We start from the raw sequence: 23,184 nt of genomic DNA on the forward strand, positions 1-23,184 counted from the left end.
CGCGCAGAAGGACGGGCGGCCGGTGCTGCCGCTCCTTCCCTGGCGGCCTGCCTGCCGGCGGCGGCAGTGTTCCGGGCAGCCGGAGCAGGCCGCAGGGGCTGCCGGACCGGCAGGCAGAGGCCGGACAGGCCGGAAGGAGCTCCGCCCATGTCGGACACACCGCACCACGTGTACCTGCCCGCCGGCGGGTGGCGGCTGTGGGAGCACTTCGCGCTCCGCGGCCCCGGTTTCCCCGCCGAGGGGGTACTGCGCACGGCTCCGCCCGGACTGGCGTACGCCGCCGACAAGTTCGGGCCGGGCGACGCGCTGGCCGGCCCGGAGTGGGACGGCTTCGCCGAGGCCTTCGACGCCGCGGCCGTCCGCACGTCCGGGCTGTTGCAGGAGATCGCCGCGGACCCGCGTTTCCGGGCGGCGCTGGCCTGGCAGAACCCGGCCGTGCTGCGCACCGGCATCGCGCCGTTCCTGGCGTGGACGCCGAGCGTGCAGGGCCGCACGAGCATGCCCCGCCAGCGGGAGGAGCTCGTCGCCCACTACTGGCAGCGGTTCTGCGTGAAGAACGACACCATCGGCTTCTTCGGGCCCGTCGGCTGGGGCCGCTGGGATCCCGCGGCGGAGGGTGTGCGGGTCGATCCCGGACCGGGGGGCCTGATCGCCGGGTCCCGTGTGTACTTCGCCAGTTGGGCGGTCGACGCGCTCGCCCGGTCGCTGGACTCCGATCCGGCGCTGCGGGCGTGGATCCCGCCGCGGCGGGTGTCGTTCGTCCGCGCCGACGGCGACCGCGTGCACGTCCCGGGCCGTCCCCCGCAGCCCGTCGGCGGCACCGAGCGCGCCGTCCTGGACCTGTGCGACGGGACCAGGCCGGTCGCCGTGATCGCGCAGGAGCTCGGCATACCGGTGGCGGAGGCGACCGAGGCCGTACGGTGGCTTCAGGGCAGGCGGTGGGTGCACTGGCGGCTGGAGGTCCCCACCGGCACGTACCCGGAGCGGGAGCTGCGGGCGGTCCTGGAGCGGATCGGGGACCCGGCGCTGCGGGAGCCGGCGCTGGCGAAGCTGGCCGTGCTGGAGCGCGGGCGGGACGCCGTGCAGGCCGCCGGCACCGACGCCGACGCGCTGACCGCGGCGGTCACCGCGCTGGAGGCGGACTTCGCGGCGCTCACCGCGACCGCCGCCCAGCGGTCCAAAGGCGAGCGGACGGCGCCCTGCCGGGGCCTGGTCTACTCCGACTGCCGGCGCGCGGCGACCGCCTCCCTGCCCGCCGCGCTGCTCGCGGAGCTGACGCCCCTCGCCCAGTGCCTGACCTCGGCCCGCTGGCTGACCAACCGGTTCGCCGACCGGGTCCGCGCCCGGCTGCGCGCCGTGTACGAGCGGCTCGGCGCCGACGGCAGCCGGGTCGACCTGGGGCGGATGTGGCTGGCCTGCCTGCCGTCCCCGTACCCGGAGGCCGACCGGGACCTGGACGCCGTCCAGGCGGAGCTGCGCGCCAGGTGGGCCCGCGTCCTGGACGCCCCGGAGGGGGCGCGGCGGGTGCGCGTGTCGTCGGAGGCGATCGCCGCCCGGGTGCGGGAGGAGTTCGAGGAGCCCGGCGCCGGCTGGTCGCTGGCCCGCTACTTCAGCCCGGACGTGCTGCTGCTCGCCGAGGACGCGGACGCGGTGGCGCGCGGCGACTTCGGGATGGTGCTCGGCGAGATGCACTGCGCCCTCAACACGCTGGGCGCCTCCCTCTTCGTCCACCAGCACCCCGACCGGGACGAGTTGGTCGCCGAGACGACCCGGGACTTCCCCGGGCCGCGGCTGCTGCCGATGCTGCCGAAGGAGCTGCCGCTGAAGTGGTCGGCGCGCAGCAGGCCGTCCCTGGACCGGCCGCAGGACTACCTGGTGTCCCTGGTCGACGACACCGGCGACCCGTACCGGCCGCGGTCGGTGGCGTGCGCGGACGTCGCGGTGGAGGACCGGGAGGGCCGGCTCGTCGCGGTGCTGCCCGACGGGGCCGTCTTCGACCTGCTCGACGCGTACGCCAACACGCTCACGCAGCGGGTCATGGACCGGTTCACGCTCCGCCCGGAGGGCGACCACACGCCGCGGATCACCATCGACCGGATGGTGGTGGCGCGCGAGACGTGGTCCTTCGCCGCCGGCGGGCTCGGCTTCGCAGGCGACACGTCGGAGGCGCGCCGGTTCGTACGGGCCCGGCAGTGGCAGCGGGAGCACGACCTGCCGCGGTTCGTGTTCGTGGTGTCCCCGGCCGAACCCCGGCCGTTCTACGTGGACTTCGAGAGCCCCGTGTACCTCAACATCCTGGCGAAGGCCGTGCGGCGGCTGGCGCGCAAGGACCCCGCCGCGAAGCTGAAGGTGAGCGAGATGCTGCCGACGCCGGAGCAGGCGTGGCTGACCGACGACCGGGGCGCCGCCTACACCTCCGAGCTGCGGTTCGTCGCCGTCGACCGGACGGCCGTCGAGCAGGCCGCCGGGCAGGGTTCCGGGCAGGCCGCCGCCGGGGCCGGGGCGGGTGCCTGATGCGGACCTTCGTCGACGACATCGCCGGCCACGCCCTGCGCGACCCGGGCCGGATCGCCGTCACCACCCCGTCCGGGGACGTCACGTACGGGGAACTCGCAGCCCGCATCGACGGGTTGGCGGCGCTGCTGAGAGAGCGGGGCGCCGGGCCGGAGACGGTCTGCGCGGTGGCGGTGGAGCGCGGCGTGGACGCCGTGGCCGCGCCGGCCGCCGTCCTGCGCGCGGGGGCGGCGTTCCTGGGCCTGGACCCGGAGCAGCCGCCCGCGCGGCTGGCCGCGCTCGCACGCAGCGGCGGCGCCGAACTGCTGGTCGCGACACGGGCGTCGGCCGGGCGGCTCGCCGGCCTGCCGGTGCCCGGACCGCCGGTGCTGCTGGACGCGCCGCACCCGCCGGACGGGCGGCCTCCGCGTGCACGGGCCGTGCCGGAAGCACCGGGCGCGCCCGTCGCCGAGCGGTCGCTGGCGTACGTCAGCCACACCTCCGGCAGCACCGGCGAGCCCTCCGCCGTCCTGGTCGAGCACCGCGGCCTGGACTCCTACCTGCGGTTCGTCGTCCGCGACTACGGCCTCGGCCCCGACACGACGGCCCTCCAGACCGCGCCCCTCGGCTACGACGCCTCCATCCGGGACACCTTCGCCCCGCTGCTGGCGGGCGGCCGCCTGGTGGTGCTGCCGCGGTCCGCGCTGCTGCGGCCCGAGGAGTTCGGCGCCGCGGTGCGCCGGTACGGGGTGACGGCGCTGCTCAGCACCACCCCGTCCTTCCTGTCCTTCCTCGCCGGGCAGCCGGATGCGGCCGGACTGCTGCACGGGGTGCGGCTGGTGGTGTCGAGCGGCGAGTCGCTGCGGCCGTTCCTGGCCGCGGGCGGGCGGTCCCTGGTGCGGGGCGCGCTGGTGAACCAGTACGGGCCCACCGAGTGCACCATGACCTCGACCCGCCACGCCGTCCCGGCCGTCCCCGACACCGTCGCCGACGTGGTGGGCGCGCCGATCGACGGGGTGCTCGTACGGCTCCTGGACGCGGGCATGCGCCCGGTGGCCGACGGGGCCGTCGGCGAGGTGTACATCGGCGGCGCCGGTGTGGCCCGGGGCTACCGCGGGCAGCCGGCGCGGACCGCGGAGCGGTTCGTGCCCGACCCGCTCGGCCCGCCCGGCGCGCGGCTGTACCGCACCGGCGACCTGGCGGTCCGGGGCCCGGACGGGCTGGAGTTCCACGGCCGCGCCGACCGGCAGGTCAAGATCCGCGGCTACCGCGTCGACCCCGCGGAGGTCGAGGGGGTGCTGCTGGCCCATCACGGGGTGACCGGGGCGGTCGTCACCCCGGACACCGACGCGCAGGGCCGGGTCTTCCTCGTCGCGCACGTCACGGGCGATCTGGCGGGCGTGGCGGACGGGGCGCTGCGCGCCCACCTGGGGGCCGTGCTGCCGCCGCACCTGATGCCCCGCAGGTTCGCCCGGCTGGAGGAGCTGCCGACGACACGCGGCGGGAAGGCCGACCGGCTGGCCCTGGCGCGGTCCGGGGGCCGGCCGTGACCACCGCACCCGCCGGGCGCCCCGGCGTGCTGCCCCCGCCCCTCGGGCCCGGCGCACCGGATGCCGCAGCCCCCGCACGGGCCGATGTGGAGGCGGCCGCCGCGCGGATCGCCGGGCACGTGCGGCGCACGCCGCTGCTGCCGGGTCCGCGGATGCTGCTGAAGGCGGAACACCTCCAGTACGGCGGCTCGTTCAAGCTGCGGGGCGCCCTGAACGCCGTCCTCGCGCTCGGTGCCCGCCGCATCGTCGCGGGCTCCTCCGGCAACCACGGCATCGCCCTGGCCCGGCTCGCGGCCTCCCTCGGCGCCGAGGTGACGGTGGTGCTGGCCGGCGGCGCGCACCCCGCGAAGGCGGGGCTGATCGCCGCGCTGGGCGGCCGGACGGTGTCCGTGCCGGGCGGTGTCGCCGACCGGGACCGGCGGGCGCGGGAGCTGGCGCGGGAGACCGGGGCGGTCCTCGTCCCGTCGTCCGACCACCGGCTCGTCGTCGCCGGGCAGGGCACCGTCGGCCTGGAGGTCCTGTCCGACGTGCCCGACGCCGACACCGTGTACGTGCCGACGGGCGGCGGCGGGCTGCTCGCCGGGGTGTGCCTCGCCGCGCAGGGGCACCCGGTGCGCGTGGTGGGCGTCGAGCCCGCCTGCACCGCCCGGTACGCCCGCTCGCTGGCCGCGGGGCGGCCGCTCCGGCTGGGCCCCAGCAGGACCGTCGCGGACGGGCTGCGCGGACAGCAGCCGGGCGCGGTGACGTACCCGGTGGTCCGCGACCGGGTCGACGACATGGTCGCCGTGTCCGACGCGGAGATCCTGGCCGCGGCCGCCCTGCTGCGGCGCGGCGGCGTCGACGCCGAGCCCAGCGGCGCCGTGGCCCTGGCCGGGGCGCTGCGGGCGGGCCGCCGCCATGGCCCCGGCCGGTGCGTGGCGATCGTCTCGGGCGGCAACACCGCGGCGGTCCTGGCGGCGGCGGCCGCCGCCGCGGGCCGGCCGGCGGGCGGTTGACCGCCCCGGCTTGCCCGGCCTTCCGCCTGCCGTCTTTCCGCCTGCGTTCCTTCCCGTACCCCTCCCGGCACGTCCGTACGTGCCCCCGTTCTCCTTCCCTTCGTCGTCCGTCCCATCGACCTCTGCCTCAGGAGCCCCTCGTGACCGTGACCGAGAACCCGACCGCCGCCCTCGCCGCCACCGCCCTGACCGAGCTCGTCGTCGCCGTCTACCGGGAGACCCTCGGCGTGCCCGAGCTCGACGGGCAGAGCGACTTCTACGAGTGGGGCGGCGACTCGCTGGCCGCCTTCCGCATCACCGCCCGGCTGGAGGAGGCGCTGGGCGTCGAGGTGCCCGTGGCGCTGGTGTTCGCCTACCCGACGCCCGCGGACCTCGCCGATGTCGTCCGCAGCGACTTCGCACAGGCGTAGGGGCGGGCCGTGACCGACTCCTTCGTGCCCGGCGGCCGCTGGCGGCTGTGGGAGCAGTTCGCGCTGCGCGGCGCCGGATTCCCGGCCCGCGGCGTGCTGCGGCTGGCGCCGGCGGGGCTCGCCGAGGCCGCCGACAAGTTCGCTCCGGACGAGCCGCTGGACGGGCGGCGGTGGGACGAGTTCGCCGGGCTGTTCGGGCAGGCGCAGGTCGACACCGCCTCCGCACTCCAGGACATCGCCCGGATGCCCGCCTTCCGCGAGGCGCTCGCCTGGCAGAACCGGCCCGTGCTGGACTCGGGGATCACGCCGTTCCTGGCGTGGACGCCGACCGTACGGGGCCGTACGAGCATGCCCCGCCAGCGGGAGGAGCTCGTCGCGCACTACTGGCAGCGGTTCTGCGTCAAGAACGACACCATCGGCTTCTTCGGTCCCGTCGGCTGGGGCCGCTGGGACCGCGACCCCGGGGCGGCGGCGGTCCGCACCGACCCCGGACCGGGCGGCCTCGTCGCCGAATCCCGTGTCTACTTCGCCAGTTGGGCCGTCGACGCGCTCGCCGCGGTGCTGGACGCCGATCCGGCGCTGCGCGAGTGGGCGGCCCCGCGGCGCGTGCCCTTCGTACGCCCGACGGGCGACGGCGGGGTCGCCGTGCCGGGGCGGCCCGTGCAGGCGCCCGGCGGGGCGGCCTGCGCCGTCCTCGACCTGTGCGACGGCGTGCGGACGGCCCGGGAGATCCGGGCCGCGCTGCCCGGCGTCGACGTGACGGCCGCCCTGGAGGACCTGGTGGCCCGCCGCTGGGTGGTGTGGCGGCTGGAGGTGCCGGCCGGCGCGCGCCCCGAACGGGACCTGCGGGCCTGGCTGGAGCGTGTCGGCGACCCCGGGCTGCGGGACGCCGGGCTCGGCGCGCTCGACGAGCTGGAGCGCGGCCGGGACCGCGTGGCGGCGGCCCGGGGGCCGGAGGAGCTGGTGGCGGCGCTGGCCGCGCTGGAGCAGCGGTTCACCTCGCTGACGGAGGCCGCCGCCGTGCGGGAGAAGTCGGCCGGTACGGCGCCCTGCCGGGCCCTGGTGTACTCCGACAGCCGCCGCGCGGCGACGGCGGTCCTCGGGCCCGCCGTGCACGGGGCGCTCGCTCCGCTCGACCCGCTGCTGGCCAGCGCGGGCTGGCTCACGGCGCGGCTCGCCGAGGCCGTGATGGGCCGGGCCCGCGAGGTGTACGGGCGGCTCGCCGCGCGGGGGCCGGTCGACCTGGCCGCGTTCTGGTTCGCCTGCATGCCGGTCCTGCACGGTGCGGCGCGCGAGGAGGCCGAGGCGCTGGGACGGGAGTTCCGGCGACGCTGGCAGGCGGTCCTCGCCGCGGCCGCCCCCGACGGCGCCCCCGACGCCGCCGACGGCACCGGCTCCGGCGCGAGCCGGGTGCGGCTGCCGCTGGAGGAGGTGGCCCGGCAGGTCGCCGAGCGGTTCGGCGGCCCCGGCGGGACGGGCGGCGGCTGGGACGCGGCCCGCTGCCTCAGCCCCGACATCATGATCGCGGCGTCCGGCCCGGAAGCCGCCGCGCGCGGCGACTTCGAGCTGGTGCTCGGCGAACTGCACGTCGCCGCGAACACGCTGGGGGCGTCCCTCTTCGTGCACCAGCACCCCGACCCGGCCCGGCTGCTCGCCGAGACCGACCGCGACCATCCGGGCCCGCGGCTGCTGCCGCTGCTGCCGAAGGAGCACCGCTCGCGGCTGTCGGCGCGGATCCGCAACGCGCTCGTCCGGCCCGAGGACCACTACGTCGCCCTCGTCGACTTCACCGCCGACCCGGCGCGGCCCCGCACGGTCCTGAGCGCGGACGTGGCGGTGGTCGAGCGGGCCGGCGGCGAGCTGGCGGTCGTCCTGCCCGACGGGGCCGAGTTCCCCGCCGTCGAGGTGTTCTCGCACGTCCTGACGACACTCGCGATGGACCTCTTCCGGCTCGTCCCGGACGACGCCCGGCACTCCCCGCGCGTCACCGTCGACCGGCTCGTCGTGGCCCGCGAGACGTGGCGGATGACGGCGGCGGAGCTGGACTTCGCCGAGGAGAAGGACGAGGCCCGCCGGTTCGTGCGGGCGCGGCGCGGACGTGCGGAGGCCGGCCTGCCGCGGTTCGCGTTCGCGGTCCTGCCGACCGAGACCCGACCGTTCTACGTGGACTTCGACAGTCCCGTCTACGTCAACATCCTCGCCAAGGCCGTCCGCAGGATGGCCCGCAAGGACCCGGACGGCCGGGTGGTGTTCACCGAGATGCTGCCGGGCCCCGACCAGGCCTGGCTGACCGACGACCGCGGCGAGGCGTACACGAGCGAGCTGCGGTTCGTGGCGGTGGACGGCCGCTGACGGGCCGGCCTCGCAAGGCGGCGGCTCGTTCGGCGGAGCATCAGCCGGGCGGGGCCGCCGCCTTGCGTGTTCTTCCCCCGCGGCTGCGTGCACGGCTGCGTCTTCTTCCCTACTGGCGGCCCCGCCCGGCCAGCAGGGTGGGGGAAAACACCGCTTGGAGGCCCACAGTGAAGGTTGTCGCAGCGCACGGCGGGGCGAGGCAGCACGGCACCGGTGCCGGCAGCCCCGCCGGCGGGAGTGGCGGGGTGTCGTACGCGCAGCGCAGGCTGTGGTTCCTCGACCAGCTCTCCGGCGGCTCCGCCGAATCCCTCCTGCCGCTGGCCCTGCGGATCCGCGGCCCCCTCGACACGGCCGCGCTGGAGCGCTCGCTGGCCGGGATCGTCCACCGCCACGAGGTGCTGCGCACCCGGTTCACCGCGGCCGGCGGCGAACCCGTGGCGTGCGTGGACGCGCCCGGCGCCGGCGTGCTGCGGCACATGGCGGCCGCCGGCCCGGAGGAGGTGTTCGCGCAGGAGCTGACCCGCCCCCTCGACCTGGCCCGCGAGCACCCGCTGCGGGCCGTCCTGGCCAGGCTGGGGGACGGGGACCACCTGCTCCTGCTCGTCGTCCACCACATCGCCGTCGACGGCTGGTCGTGGGACGTGCTGCTGGACGAGCTGGACGCCGGATACCGCGGCGAGCCCGTCCCGGCGCCGCCGCTGCAGTACGCGGACGTCGCCCGCGCCGAGGCCGGCCGGCTGGCCGGACCGCGCATGGAGCGGCTCCTCGCGTACTGGCGGGACCGGCTCGCGGGGGTGGCGCCGCTCGCGCTGCCCGCGGACCGGCCGCGGCCCGCCTTCTGGGACGGCTCCGGCGACGTGGTCCGCTTCGAGCTGCCCGCCGGCCTGGTCGCCGCCGTCGACCGGGTGGCCCGCGTCCACCGGGCGACCCGCTACATGGTGCTCCTCGCCGCGTACCAGGCGCTGCTGGGCCGCCACTCGGGCCGTACGGACATCGCCGTGTGCACCACCCTCGCCGACCGGGGCCGGGCCGATACGGCCCGCCTGATCGGCCCGTTCGTCAACACCATCGTGCTGCGCACCGACCTGGGGGGCGGGCCGGCGTTCGGGGAGCTGCTGGAGCGGGTCCGGGCGGGTGCGCTGCGGGACTTCTCCCACGCCGAGGCCCCCTTCGACCGGGTCGTCGGCGCGGTGGCCGGCGAGCGGGACCTGTCGCGGCACCCCCTCGCGCAGGCCTCCTTCACCCTGCTCAACACGGCTCCGGCGCCGGCCCGGCTGGCCGGCCTGGACGTGGAGACGGTCCGGGCGCCGCTGGCCGGCACCCCGCTGGACGTGTTCCTCGACCTGAGCCTGCGCGCGGACGGCGCCGTAGCCGCCCGCCTCCAGTTCTCCACCGCCCTCTTCGACCGGGACTCGATGCAGCGGTTCGCGGACGACTACACCGCCCTGCTGCGCGCCGCCACCGAGGCGCCCGGCAGCCCGCTCGCCGCGCTCACCGCGGGCCTGGAGCCGCTGCCCGGGCGGGAGCGCCGCCGGCTGCTGGAGGCGGCCGTCCGGCCGGGCGGCCCGGCGGCCGCCGCCGCGCCGCCGGTGCCCGAGCCGTTCGCGGTGTCCGGGCCGGCCGGCGCGCCCGCCCTCGTGTGCGGGGACGAGACGCTCACGTACGGCGGACTGGACGCGCTGTCCGGCCGTATCGCCGCCGCCCTCGCCGGGTCGGGCGTACGGCCGGGCAGCCCGGTCGGGGTGTTCCTGCGGCGCGGTGTCCGCTCGGTGGCCGCGATGGCCGCCGTGTGGCGGGCCGGCGGGGTGTACGTGCCGATGGATCCGGCGCTGCCCGCGGAGCGGCTGCGGTTCATGGCCGCGGAGGCCGGCGTCGTGTGCCTGCTCGCGGACGCGGACACCGGCGAGCGGGCGGCCGGGCTCGGGCCGCGGGTCCTCGCCGTGGAGGACGCCGAGCGCGGCGTGGGCCCCGGGCCCGGCGCGGATCCGGTGGGCGCCCCGCGGCACGTGCCGGGCCCGCGCGAGTTGGCGTACGTCGTGTTCACGTCGGGCTCGACGGGCCGCCCGAAGGCCGTCGGCGTCGAGCACGGCGCCATGGCCGCGCACGCGGCGGCCGCGCGCGCCGAGTTCGGGATCACGGCCGCCGACCGGGTCCTCGCGTTCTCCTCCTTCTCCTTCGACGCCTCCCTGGACCAGCTGCTGACGGCGCTGGGCTGCGGGGCCTGCCTGGTCGTGCGGCCCGACGAGCAGTGGCTGCCCGCGCGGGTCCCGGAGCTGGTCGAGCGGCACGGCGTCACCGTCCTGAACCTGCCGCCCACCTACTGGGGCGAGGTGGCGTTCGCCCTCACCGACCGCTCGGCGGCCGCGCTGGCCGGCCTGCGGCTGCTGGTCCTCGGCGGGGAGGCAGTCCCGGCGGGGGCGCTGGCCGCCTGGCTGGCGCGGGCCCCGCACGTACGGGTGGTCAACGCGTACGGGCCGACCGAGACGACCGTCACCGCCGCCACGCACGACGTGGACCCGGGTGCCGACCCGGCGCTGGTGCCGATCGGCCGACCGCTGGGCGGGCGGCGGGTGTACGTGGTGGACGGGCGGGACGAGCTCGTCGGCGACGGCGTGCCGGGCGAGCTGCTGATCGGCGGGCCGGAGCTGGCCCGCGGCTACCTGGGGCAGTCGGCCCTGACCGCCGAGCGGTTCACCCCCGACCCGTACGGCGCCCCCGGCAGCCGCGTCTACCGCACCGGCGACCTCGTCCGCCGACTCCCCACCGGGGAACTGGACTTCACGGGCCGGACCGACGACCAGGTCAAGATCCGCGGGTTCCGCGTCGAGCTCGGCGAGGTCGAGGCGGTGCTGGCCCGCTGCCCGGGTGTGGCTGCCGCCGCGGCCGCCGTCGGCACCGACGCGCAGGGCGGGGCGAGCCTCACCGGATACGTGGTGCCCGCACCGGACGCCGGCCCGGACGCGGTCGCGCCGGCCGCGCTGCGCGCGTTCTGCGCGGAGCGGCTGCCGCAGCACGCGGTGCCCGCCGTGTTCGCCGTGCTCGACGCGCTGCCCGCGGGCCCCACCGGGAAGCTCGACCGGGCGGCGCTGCCGGCCGCGGACCCCGGCCGGGACGGCCGGGCCGCCGCCGCGACCGCGTACGCGGCGCCCCGGAACGCGGCCGAGCGGGCCGTCGCCGACATCTGGGCGGAGGTCCTCGGCGTCGAACGGGTCGGCATCGACGACGGGTTCTTCGACCTGGGCGGCCACTCGCTGCTCGCCACGATGGCCGTGTCGCGGATCGCGGAGCGGCTGGGCCGCGAGGTCGAGCTGCGCACCCTGTTCGAGAACCCGCGGATCCGCGAGTTCGGGCCGCTCGTGGCGGCGGCCCGGCAGGCGGGCTGCGCCGCGGTCGTGCCCGTGGACCGCTCCGGGCCGCTGCCGCTGTCGTTCGCCCAGGAGCGCATGTGGTTCCTGGACCGGATGTCGGGCGTCGGCGACGAGTACGTCCTGTGGTACTCGTGGCGGATCCGCGGCGGCCTCGAACGGGCCGCCTGGCAGGCCGCCCTCGACGACGTCGCGGCCCGCCACGAGGCGCTGCGGACGGCGCTGGTGGAGCTGGACGGCCGGCCCGTGCAGCTGGTCCGGCCGCCGGCGGGGGTGCCGCTGCTGTGGCGGCCGGCACCGGCCGGCGGCGGGGCGGGCGGCCCGGACGGGGACGGCGCCCGGCTGGACGCCGTCCGCGAGGAGGCCGCCGCGTACGCCACACAGCGCTTCGACCTGGCCGAGCCGCCGCTGCTGCGCGCCGGGGTGTGGGAGCTGGGCCCGCGCGACCACGTCGCGGTCGTCGCCTTCCACCACGCCGCCACCGACGGCTGGTCCAAGGACATCGTCATCGGCGAGCTGTCCGCCGCGTACGCGGCCCGCCGGGCCGGGCAGGAGCCCGACCTGCCGCCGGTGCCGGTGCAGTACGGGGACTTCGCGGTCTGGCAGCGCGAGCGGATGGCCGGCGGGGAACCGGAGCGGCAGCTCGGCTACTGGGAGCGGGCCCTGGCCGGCCTGCCCGCGCTGGAGCTGCCCACGGACCGGCCGCGTCCGGCGGGCTGGTCGGGCCGGGGCGCCGCGGTGGAGGTCGACCTGCCGCCGGAGCTGGCGGCCGGGGTCGGGGAGCTGGCCCGGCGGCACGGCGCAAGCCGGTTCATGGTGCTGCTGGCGGTGCTGCAGGTCGTGCTGGGCCGCTGGTCGGGGCAGCAGGACGTGGCTGTCGGCACGCCCGTCGCCGGCCGCGGGCAGGTGGAGCTGGAGCGGCTCGTGGGACTGCTGGTGAACACGGTGGTGCTGCGGGGCGACCTGTCCGGGGAGCCGTCGTTCGAGGAGTACCTCGGGCGGGTCCGGGACGCGGTGCTGGGCGCCTTCGAGCACCAGGAGGTGCCGTTCGAGCGGCTGGTGGAGCGGCTGCGCCCGGAGCGGGACCCCTCGCGCAACCCGCTGTTCCAGGTGATGTTCGACGTGCAGGAGAGCGCCGCGGGCGGGCCGCGGGCCGACGGGCTGGAGGTCGGGCACTTCCCGCTGCCGTGGCGGTCCGCCAAGTTCGACCTGACGGCCACCTTCCTGCTCTACCCCGACCGCTTCGCGCTCAACGTGGAGTACGCGAGCGACCTGTTCGACGCCGCCACCGCCACCCGGTTCGCCGGGCACGTCCGCCGCGCCCTGGAATCGGCGCTCGCCGACCCGGCCCGCCCGGTGTCCCGGCTGGACCTCCTCGCCCCGCAGGAGCGCGCCCTGCTCACCGCCCCCGCCTCCGCGCCCGGCGCGGAGCCGGACGCCCCGCCGTTCGCGGTGTCCGGCGAACCGTCGGCGGTCGCGCTGGCCGGCGGCGGGCGGTCCCTGACGTACGGCGCCCTCGACGGCCTGACCGGCGGCCTGGCCCTGGAGCTGGCCGCGGCGGGAGCGGGGCCCGAGGTGCCCGTCGGGGTGTGCATGCGGCGCGGCACCGACTGGGTGGCCGCGATGGCGGCCGTGTGGCGGGCCGGCGGGGTGTACGTGCCGCTGGACCCGGGCCTGCCCGAGGACCGCCTGCGGTACATGGTCGAACAGGCCCGTGTGCGCTGCGTCGTCACCGACGCCGCGACCGCCGGCCGTGCGGGCGCCCTGGGCCGGCCGCTGGTCCGCGTGGACGCCGTCCGGCCGGCCCCCGACGCGCCCCGGCACCGGCCCGGGCCGCGGGAACTGGCCTGCGCGTTCTTCACGTCCGGGTCCACCGGGCGGCCCAAGGCGGTCGGCGTCGAGCACGGAGCGCTCGGCGCGCACGTCCGCACCGCCCGCGAACGGTTCGGGATCACCGCCGCGGACCGGGTGCTGAACTTCGCGTCGTTCTCCTTCGACGCCTCCCTGGAGCAGGTCCTGCCGGCGCTGTCCGCCGGCGCGGCGGTCGTCGTCCGGCCCGACGAGGTGTGGTCGGTGGAGGAACTCGCCGCGCAGGTCCGCGCCGAGGGCGTCACCGTCATGGAACTGACCCCCTCCTACTGGGAGGAGGTCGCCGCACGCCTCGACACCGTCGCCGGGCACCTGAAGGGGCTGCGGCTCGCCGTCACCGGCGGCGAGGCCCTGCCGTCGGCGCCGCTGGCCCACTGGTTCTCGTACCTGCCGCACGTGCCGGTCCACAACACGTACGGGCCGACCGAGACCGTCGTCTCGGCCACCTCCCGCCTGGTCACCGGCCCGGTGGAGGGCCGCGTCCCGATCGGGGCGCCGTGGGGCGGCCGCCGGGCGTACGTCGTCGACGCGCACGGGGAACCGGTCCCGGTCGGCGTGCCCGGCGAGCTGCTGATCGGCGGACCGGAGCTGGCCCGCGGCTACCTCGGCCGGCCGGCCCTGACCGCCGAGCGGTTCACCCCCGACCCGTACGGCGCCCCCGGCAGCCGCGTCTACCGCACCGGCGACCTCGTCCGCCGACTCCCCACCGGGGAACTGGACTTCCTCGGCCGGACGGACGACCAGGTCAAGATCCGCGGGTTCCGCATCGAACTCGGCGAGGTCCGGGCCGTCCTGGAGGAGCACCCGGGCGTGCACGCGGCGGCCGTCCTGGTCCGCGAACTGCGCGGCGAGCGCACGCTCGTCGGCTACGCCGCCGGCCCCGGCCTGGACGGCGGGGCGCTGGCCGCGCACTGCCGGAGCCGGCTGCCCGGCTACATGGTGCCTGCGGCGGTGGTCGTCCTCGACGCCCTCCCCCGCACCGTGCAGGGCAAGCTCGACACGGCCGCCCTGCCCGACCCGGCTCCGCCGGCACCGGCGGAGCCGGTGGCGCCCCGCACCCCGACCGAGGTGGTCACGGCGCAGATCTGGTCGGAGGTGCTGGGCCTGCCCGAAGTGGGCATCCGGGATGACTTCTTCGCCCTCGGCGGCCACTCGCTGCGCGCCGTGGCCGTCGCCTCCCGCCTGCGCGCCGCGTTCGACTGCCCGGTCTCGGTGCGCGACCTGTTCGACCACCCGACGGTGGAACGCCTCGCCGCCGAGGTGGAACGCCAACTGGTCGAGCAGATCGCCGCGATGAGCGAGGACGAGATCGACCTGTCCCTGACCCTCGACTACTGACCCCGGTGGGGCCGTCGGCCCCGCCCCCGCCCGGCACCCCGCCCGGCCCCCATCGGGCCACCACGGCCACCGACCACCGCACCGCCCCCGCCCGCGCCGGCGCCCGGCCCCGGCCCTCCGGCCCCGGGCCGGCGGCTCGGCGCCTCCCTCCACGAGCGGCGTCGCCGCCGGCCGGACACGTCATCCGGCGGCGGCGCAGCCCCTCCGCACTGCACGAGATTGGACGGCACCTCCCATGACGACTTCGCAGGCCGAGTCCTCCCCCGCCGCGTCCGGCGGGCTCTCCGCCGCGGCCCGTGCACTCCTCGAACGCCGCCTGCGCGGCAAGGCGGGGGCGGCCGTCCCGGTCGGGATCCCCCGGCTGGAGCCGCGCCCCGACAGCGCGCCGCTGTCCGCCGCCCAGCAGCGCCTGTACTTCCTCGACCGGCTCGAACCGGGCAGCACCGAGTACCTGGTGCCGGCGGCCTGGCGGTTCGCCGGCCCGCTGGACGCGGACGCGCTCGCGGCCGCCGTCGGGGACCTCGTCGAGCGGCACGAGCAGCTCCGCACCGTGTTCACGGAGACCGAGGGCGTCCCCAGGCAGCAGGTTCTGCCGCCGGGCAGCGTCCGCCTCGCGACCGTCGACCTCCCTTCCCACGCCGAGGGCGCCGACCGCGAGTCCGCGGTCGCGGCGGCCGTGCACGAGGCGGCGGTGCGGCCCTTCGACCTCGCCGCCGGGCCCGCCTTCCGGGCGACCCTCCTGCGGGTCGCCGCCGAAGACCACGTCCTCGTCCTCGCCCTGCACCACATCGTCTGCGACGGCTGGTCCCTCGACCTGCTCCTGCGCGACCTGCGGGCCCTCTACCGGGCCCGCACCGGCGGCGCGCCGGCCCCCGCCGCCGACCCGGACGCCGTCGGCTACCTCGACTACGCGGTCTGGCAGCGCGGCCGCGACGAGAGCGCCGACCTCGCCTACTGGCGCGACACCCTCGCCGGACTGGCCCCGCTCGAACTGCCCACCGACCGGCCCCGCCCCGCGACGCGCACCCACACCGCGGCCGTGCACACGCGGGAGCTGCCCCGCGAACTGGCCGCCGCCCTCGACGAGGTGGGCCGCCGGGCCGACACCACCCCGTACATGACCGTCCTGGCCGCGTTCCAGGCGGCGCTCGGCTTCCACAGCGGCCAGGACGACATCGCCGTCGGCACCGTCACCGCGAACCGCGACCGCCCGGAGACCGAGGGGCTCGTCGGGTTCTTCGTGAACACCCTCGTCATCCGCACCGGCCTCGGCGGCGACCCCACGACCGGCGACCTGCTGGCGCGTACCAGGGAGAGCGTCCTCGGCGCCCTCTCGCACCAGGGCCTGCCCTTCGAGCGGGTCGTCGAGGAGCTGCGCCCCGACCGGGACCTGTCCCGCAACCCTCTCGTCCAGGTGCTGTTCACGCACACGCCGGGCGGGCAGGAGGGCCCTTACGCCCTCGGCGCCACGGCCGGCACGCCGGTCCCCGTCGACCTGGCCACAGCCAAGTTCGACCTGACGCTGGACCTGTACGAGGACGCCGGCGCGGGCCGGGCCGCGCTGCGGTTCGTGTACCGGCCCGACCTGTTCGACGAGGAGTCCGTGGCCCGGCTCGCCGCGCACACCGAGGCCGTCCTGAAGGCCTTCACCCGCGGTCCCGCGATCCCGCTCGCGGCGGTCGGACTCCTCACCCGCGAGGAGACCGCCGAGCTCCTCGGCCCCGACGGGCCGGCCAACCGGGCCCCGCGGGACGAGCCCGCCCGGCCCGCGCCGCGCCCGGTCCCCGAGCGGTTCGCCGAGCACGCGCGGCGCGCGCCCGGGGCGGTCGCCGTGCGGGGCGGCGGCCGGGTCCTGACCTACGGCGAGCTCGACGCGGCGGCCACCGCGCTGGCCCGGCGGCTGCGGGCGGCGGGGGTGGGCCCGGACTCGCCGGTCGGCGTGTGCCTGGCCCGCTCCGTCGACCTGGCCGTCGCGCTGCTCGGGGTGTGGCGGGCGGGGGCCGCCTATCTGCCGCTGGACCCGGCGCACCCGCAGGCGCGGCGGGCGTTCACGGTCGCGGACGCGGGCGTGCGGTGGGTCGTCGCCGACGAGACGGGCCGGGCGGCCGTCGAGGGCCTGGGCGTCGAGGTGGTCGCGCTGCCCGACCCCGGCGACCCGGCGGCAGCGGACACCGCCCCCGCGGACCCGGCTGCCGTCGCCCCCGGCCCGGACAGCCTCGCCTACGTCATCTACACCTCCGGCTCCACCGGCCGCCCCAAGGGCGTGGAGGTCACCCACGGGAACGCCGCCTGGCTGTTCGACGCAGCGGACCGGCACTTCTCCTTCGGGCCCGGCGACGTGTGGACCCTCGCCCACTCCCCCGCCTTCGACTTCTCCGTCTGGGAGCTGTGGGGCCCGCTGGCCTCCGGCGGCAGCGTGGTCGTCCTGACCGAGGAGGAGGTCCGCGACCCCGCCGCCGTGCACGCGGCCCTCCGCGACCACCGGGTCACCGTCCTCAGCCAGACGCCCGCCGCGTTCAAGGGCCTGCGTGCGCACATGGCCGACCAGGGCCGCACCTTCGCCGAACTCGCCGTGCACACCGTCGTCTTCGGCGGTGACGCCTTCGACGCCCGCGACTACCGCGACTGGTTCGCCGCCCCCGAGGGCGAGCGGCCCGCGCTGGTCAACATGTACGGCATCACCGAGACCACCGTGCACGTCACCCACCGCACGATCACCGCGGCGGACACGGTCGCGCCGGTGTACTCGCCGATCGGCCGCCCCCTCGCCGGGCAGCACGGCTACGTCCTCGACCGGTCCGGCCGGCTGGCCCCCCGCGGGACGGTCGGCGAGCTGTACGTCGCGGGCGGCGGCGTCGCCCGCGGCTACCTGGGCCGGCCCGCGCTGACCGCCGAGCGCTTCACGCCCGACCCGTTCGGGCCCGCCGGAAGCCGCATGTACCGCACCGGCGACCTCGTACGGGTCCTGCCCGACGGGCAGTTGGCGTACGTGGGGCGCGCCGACCACCAGGTGAAGATCCGCGGCTTCCGCATCGAGCCCGGCGAGATCGAGACGGCCCTGCGCGCCCTGCCGGGCGTACGGGACGCCGCGGTCGTGGCCCGGCCCGACGGGCACGGCGGGGCCCGGCTCGCCGCCCACGTCGTCCTGGCCGAGGGCAGGCCCCTGGACGCGCCGGACCTGCGGGCCCGGCTCGGGCTGGCGCTGCCGTCGTACATGGTGCCCGCGCTGTTCGTGCGGCACGAGGCGCTGCCCGTCACCGCGAACGGCAAGGTCGACCGGGCGGCGCTCACCGCGGCCGCTGTGGCCGGCGCCGCGCCCGCCGCCGGCTTCGAGCCGCCGGCCGGGGCGGCCGAGGAGGCGCTGGCCGCGGTCTGGGCGGAGGTGCTGGGCACGGAGCGGGTCGGCCGCACCGCGAACTTCTTCGACCTCGGCGGGGACTCCATCCTGGCCCTGCGGGTGGTCGGGCGGGCCCGCACGGCCGGCCTCGCGCTGAGCGTGGCGGACGTGTTCCGGGCCCGCACCCTCGCCGACCTGGCCCGCCTCGCGGTGCCGGTGCAGGGCGCGGGGCCGGCCGAGACGGCGCCGTTCTCGCTGCTGGACCCGGCCGACGCGGCACGGCTGCCCGAGGGGCTGGAGGACGCGTACCCGCTGACCCTGCTCCAGGCGGGGATGCTGCACGAGATGCTGGCCGACCCGGAGCGGGGCGCCTACCACAACGTCACCACCCTGAAGATCACCGTTCAGGAGGGCTTCGACCCGGAGGCCTTCCAGGCGGCGGCCGACGCGGTCGTGCAGGCCCACGGCATCCTGCGCTCCTCCGTCGACCTGGTCTCCTTCGGCGAGCCGCTCCAGCTGGTGCACCGCACCGCCCGCCTGCCCGTCGGCGTCACCGACCTGCGGGGCCTCGGCCCGCAGGAGCAGCGGGCCGAGCTCGACGCCTTCGCTGAGGCGGAGTTCGCCCGCCGCTTCGACCTGGCCGCCCCGCCGCTGGTCCGCATCCACCTGCACCGGACCGGCGACAGCGAGCTGATGCTGACCCTCACCGACTGCCACGTGGTGCTGGACGGCTGGAGCCTGACCTCCCTGGTCGCCGACCTCCTCGACCTGCACCGGCAGGCCGTCGCGCAGGGCCGCGCCCCGTCCCTGCCGCCCGCGCCCCGGTTCGCCGAGTACGTCGCCCTGGAGCGGGCCGCGTCCGAGGACGCGGCGGCCCTGGACCACTGGCAGGCGGCCCTCGCCGACCTGAGGCCGGTCCGGTTCCGGCGGCAGGAGCCCGATCCGGGGGCCCCGGCGGCCGCCGTGCACGAGGCGGTCCGCTCCCTGGGCCGGCTCGCCGGGCCGCTCGGGCGGCTCGCCAGGCGGGCGGGGGTGCCGCGGCGCACCGTCCTGCTGACGGCGTTCCACCATGCGATGGGCCTGTTCGCGGAGCGGGACGCCGCCGCGGCCGGGCACTCGGTCGGCCTGGTGGTGAACGGCCGGCCGGAGCTGCCGGACGCGGACCGGATGCGCGGACTGTTCCTGAACACCGTGCCGTTCGGCGTGGCGCGGCCGGCGGGCAGCTGGCTGGAGTACGTGCGTGCGGTGTTCGCCGCCGAGCAGGAGATGATGCCGCACCGGCGGGTCCCGCTGTTCCGGCTCCAGCAGCTGCGGCCCGGCGAGCCCGGCCTGGTCGAGGCCGTGTTCAACTACGTCAACTTCCACCGCCTGTCCGGCGACACGTGGGACGGGTCGTCGGAGATCTCCCGGACGTTGTTCCCGCTGGTGGTCAACGCGAGCGTGGAGGCGTTCGCCCTCGACGCCGACTCGGCGTACGTGGCGCCGGAGACCGCGGAGCAGCTCGCCGACCTGCTGTGCGCGGTGCTGGAGGCGATGGTCGCCGACCCGGGGGCGGCGGTGGCGCCGCCCGCCCTCACCGGGGCCGCCCGGGAACGCGTCCTCGGCGAGTGGGCGCACGGCCCGGCCGCGGCCAGCACCCCGCTCGCCTTCCACGAGCTGGTCGCACGGCACGCGGCGGGCACCCCGGACGCGGTCGCCGTCGCCCACTCCGGCGGGGAGCTGTCGTACGCGGCGCTGGACGCGTCGGCGACGGCGCTGGCGCACCGGCTGCGCGGCCTCGGCGTCGGGCCGGAGACCCTGGTCGGGATCTGCACGGAGCGGGGGCCGGACCTGGTGCGTGCCGTGCTCGGCGTGCTGAAGGCGGGCGGGGCGTTCCTCCCGCTGGACCCGCAGCACCCGGCCGAGCGGCTGGCGTTCATCGCCGGGGACAGCGGGATGCGGGTGCTGCTCGCGCAGTCCGCGACGGCGGACGCCGTCCCGTTCGACGGGCCGCGGCTCCTCCTGGACGCCCCGGACGGCGCACCCGGCACCCCGTCCGCCGCCGGGCTGCCGGCCGCGGACCCCGACGGCACCGCGTACGTCATCTACACCTCCGGCTCGACGGGCACCCCCAAGGGCGTCGCCCTCACCCACCGCAACCTGGCCAACATGGTGGAGGCCCAGCGGGACGTCTTCGCCCCGCAGCCCTCCGACCGGGTGCTGCAGTTCGCGTCCATCGGCTTCGACGCCTGCGTGTACGAGCTGGCGTGGGCGCTGGCGAACGGGGCCCGCCTGTGCACCCCGCCGAAGGAGGCGCTGCGGCCCGGCCCGGACCTGTCGGCGACGCTCCTCGGGCACGGCGTCACCGGCACCGTCCTGCCGCCGTCCGCCCTCGCCGTGCTCGGCGAGGACCGCTACCCGGACCTGCGGGTCCTCCAGGTGGCGGGCGAGCCGTGCCCGGCAGGGCTGGCCCGGACCTGGGCGCGCGGCCGCCGCTTCCTGAACGTGTACGGGCTCACCGAGACCTCCGTGTGGAACCTGCACGCCCGCCTGGCACCGGACGGGCGGCGGCCCCCGGTCGGCCGGCCCGTCCGCAACTCCCGGGTGCACGTCCTCGACGAGCACCTCCAGCCGGTGCCGGTGGGCGTGCCGGGCGAGATCTGCATCGGCGGCCTGCCCGTGGGCCGCGGCTATGTGGGCCGGCCCGCCGCGACCGCCGCCGCGTTCGTCCCCGACCCGTACGGGGCGCCCGGCGAGCGGCTGTGCCGCACCGGCGACATCGGCATGCTGCGGCCCGACGGCTCCGTCGAGCTGTTCGGCCGCCGCGACAGCCAGGTCAAACTGCGCGGCTTCCGCATCGAGCTGGGCGAGGTGGAGCACGCGCTGCGCGCCCTGCCCGGGGTGCGGCAGGCGGCGGTCCTGCTGCGCGGCGACCTGCCGGGCGAGCCGGCGCTCGTCGCGTACGTGGTGCCGGGGCCGGGGGCCGCGCCGTCCGCGGAGGCGCTCCGGCAGGGGCTGCGGGCCTCCGTGCCGGGCTACATGGTGCCCGCCCTGTTCGTCTTCCTCGACGGCTTCCCCGTCAACCGCAGCGGCAAGGTCGACCGGCGGGCGCTGCCCCTGCCGGCGGGGGGCGCCCTGCACCGCGACGCCCCGTACGCCGCCCCGCGCACCCGAACCGAGCGGCTGCTGGCCGAGGTGTGGCAGGCGGTCCTCGGCCTGCCGGAGGTCGGCGTCCACGACGACTTCTTCCGGATCGGCGGAAGCTCCCTGTCGACGGTCCGGGTCGGCGCCCGCGCGGCCGCCCTCGGCCTGCCCGTCACCGTGCGGGACCTGGTCGAGCTGCCGACGATCGCCGAGCTCGCCGCCCGCATCGACACGGCGGGGACGGCCGCCCCCGCCCGGGAGCCGGCCTCCGCGGTCCGGCTGCGCGACGGCTCCGGCACCCCCCTGTGGTGCGTCCACCCCACGGGCGGCAGCGCCGCCTGGTACGTGCCCCTGGCCCGCGCCCTGCCGGCGGGCTCCCCGGTGATGGCCTTCCAGGCGCGCGGCCTGCTCGGCGGAGTCGACGCCACCACGGTGGGCGGCATCGCCGCCGACTACGCGGCCGAGCTGGCCGCCTCCGGCGGGAGCGGCCCGTACCACCTGCTCGGCTGGTCCATGGGCGCCAACCTGGCCCTGGAGGTCGCCACGCAGCTGCACGGCGCCGGCCGCGCCGTCGACCCGCTGGTGCTCATCGAGCCGTACCTGCCGAACCCCGGCTCCCGCGGCCGCCTCGCGAAGGTCGGCGGCGACCTGCGGGAGGCGCTGCGGCTGCGCGACCGGCTGCGCGCGCTCCCGCCGTCGGCGGAACGCGACCGGACCGCCGCCGAGCTGACGGCCGCCCTGCTGGGCGCCGGGATGAGCCCCACGGAGGCCGGGCTCGCGCAGGACGCCCCGGTCGAGGTGTGGCACTCGCTGCTCACCGCGCTCGCCGGCTACGAGCCGCGCCCCTACCCGGGCCGCGTCCACCTCGTGCTGAGCGGCCTCTCCGCCGGGCTGCCCGAGGACGAGCCGATGCCCGGCCTGGACGTCGGCCGCCGCGCCTACGTCGACCGGTGGCGGGCGCTGGCCCGCGGCGGCCTGACCGTGCACGTCGCCGACGGCGACCACATGTCCCTGATGTCCGAGCCGCTGGCCGCCAGGACCGCGGCGCTGCTGACCACGATCCGCGCGGAGGCCCGCCGATGACGACGATGACCACCACGACACCCGCCGCGGCGCCCCGGCCGGGAGGCTTCACCGAGCGCTACCTACTAGACCCGGCCGTCAACGCCCGCCCCTACGGCTATCTGAACGCCCTGCGCGACCACGACCCGGTGTACTGGAGCGCCATGCACCGCGCCTGGCTCGTCACCGGGCACGCGCCGCTGATGCACTGCCTGCGCGACCCGGCCGTCTCCGCCGAGCGGGTGGGGCCGCTGATGGACGCCGTCCCCGAGGGCGCCCGGGAGGACGCCGAGCGGGCCTTCGCGATCCTGTCGCGCTGGATGGTCTTCAACGACCCGCCGCAGCACCGGCGGCTGCGGCAGGTGTTCCAGGAGCAGTTCGCCGCCCGCGCGATCGGCCGCTACCGGACGTTCGTGGAGCGCGCCACCCGCGCCGTCCTGGCCCGGCGCGCCGTCCCCGGGAGCAGCGGCGACCTCCTCGCCGACGTCGCCCGGCCGCTGCCCGCGCTGGTCTTCGCCCGCTGGCTGGGCGTCCCGCAGGCGCACGGCCCGTCCTTCTGGTACTGGAACGCCCGCGTCGGCGACCTCGTCCTGGGTGCCGCGCAGGAGGAGCGGGAGTACCGCACCTCCCTGCGGTCGCTGGTCAGCCTGGACGACTACCTCGCGGGCCTGGTCCGCGAGCGCCGGGCCGATCCGCAGGACGACCTGATCAGCCAGGTCCTGGCCGGCGGCCGGATCGGCGGCACGGTCACCGAGGAGGAGTTCGTCGGGATGCTCACCCAGATGGCGTTCGCCGGCGGGGAGACCACGAGCAACCTGATCGCGAACACGGTCCTCGCCCTGCTGGAGCACCCGGAGGAGCTGGCGGCCGTCCGGCAGGACCCGTCTCGGGTGGCGATGGCGGTGGAGGAGGGCCTCCGCTGGGACGGCCCGTCGAAGATGTCGATACGCACCGCCGCCCGCGACTTCGACCTCGACGGCCGGGGCGTCCGGGCCGGCGACCGGATGTTCCTGGTGACGGCCGCCGCCAACCGGGACCCGGAGCGCTTCGCCGACCCCGACCGGTTCAGCGTCCTGCGCGGCAGCGCCTCGCACCTCGGCTTCGGCTTCGGCGCGCACTTCTGCATCGGGGCCGCGCTGGCCCGGCTGATCGCGGTCGCCGTCGTCGACGTCCTCGTACGCGACTACCCCGGCCTGGCCCTCGCCGGCGACCGGCCGCCCGCCTGGCAGCCGTCCCTCCTCAACCGCGCGCTGACGGCCCTGCCCGTCCGCTACTGACCCGCTCCCCCGC

The 23,184-nt window shown here is 77.6% G+C and carries 8 protein-coding genes; all 8 read left to right on the top strand.

Features of this window, described 5'->3' with window-relative positions; genetic code table 11:
* The first annotated feature begins 147 nt into the window (after positions 1-147).
* The 8 genes from ACZ462_RS08665 to ACZ462_RS08700 all read left to right on the top strand — a co-directional run bounded on the left by ACZ462_RS08665 (position 148) and on the right by ACZ462_RS08700 (position 23,171).
* On the top strand, positions 148-2,514 hold the full coding sequence (locus ACZ462_RS08665) for a lantibiotic dehydratase (RefSeq protein ID WP_467806703.1): 2,367 nt from the start codon (positions 148-150) through the stop codon (positions 2,512-2,514).
* Positions 2,514-4,043 (top strand): amino acid adenylation domain-containing protein, encoded by a 1,530-nt coding sequence (locus ACZ462_RS08670; protein ID WP_467806702.1) that lies wholly within the window; start codon positions 2,514-2,516, stop codon positions 4,041-4,043. The genes ACZ462_RS08665 and ACZ462_RS08670 overlap by 1 nt, the downstream gene beginning before the upstream one ends.
* A complete protein-coding gene (locus tag ACZ462_RS08675; protein ID WP_467806701.1) occupies positions 4,040-5,038 on the top strand; it encodes a threonine ammonia-lyase in 999 nt (332 codons plus the stop codon). Before ACZ462_RS08670 ends, ACZ462_RS08675 begins: the two co-directional genes overlap by 4 nt.
* A 140-nt stretch (positions 5,039-5,178) precedes the next feature.
* Entirely contained in the window at positions 5,179-5,448 is a 270-nt protein-coding gene (locus tag ACZ462_RS08680; RefSeq protein WP_467806700.1) for an acyl carrier protein, read from the top strand.
* Positions 5,449-5,457: 9 nt separating this feature from the next.
* Complete coding sequence (locus ACZ462_RS08685) at positions 5,458-7,800, top strand: lantibiotic dehydratase (RefSeq protein ID WP_467806698.1); 2,343 nt, start codon at positions 5,458-5,460, stop codon at positions 7,798-7,800.
* A 167-nt stretch (positions 7,801-7,967) separates the two neighbouring features.
* The gene (locus ACZ462_RS08690; protein WP_467806697.1) at positions 7,968-14,372 is read left to right on the top strand and encodes an amino acid adenylation domain-containing protein; all 6,405 of its coding nucleotides are present in this window, start codon (positions 7,968-7,970) and stop codon (positions 14,370-14,372) included.
* Between the two features lie 235 nt (positions 14,373-14,607).
* A complete protein-coding gene (locus tag ACZ462_RS08695) occupies positions 14,608-21,915 on the top strand; it encodes an amino acid adenylation domain-containing protein (protein WP_467806695.1) in 7,308 nt (2,435 codons plus the stop codon).
* On the top strand, positions 21,912-23,171 hold the full coding sequence (locus ACZ462_RS08700; RefSeq protein WP_467806694.1) for a cytochrome P450: 1,260 nt from the start codon (positions 21,912-21,914) through the stop codon (positions 23,169-23,171). The genes ACZ462_RS08695 and ACZ462_RS08700 overlap by 4 nt, the downstream gene beginning before the upstream one ends.
* Positions 23,172-23,184 lie beyond the last annotated feature (13 nt).

The organism is Streptomyces sp. NPDC031121 (assembly GCF_055570615.1).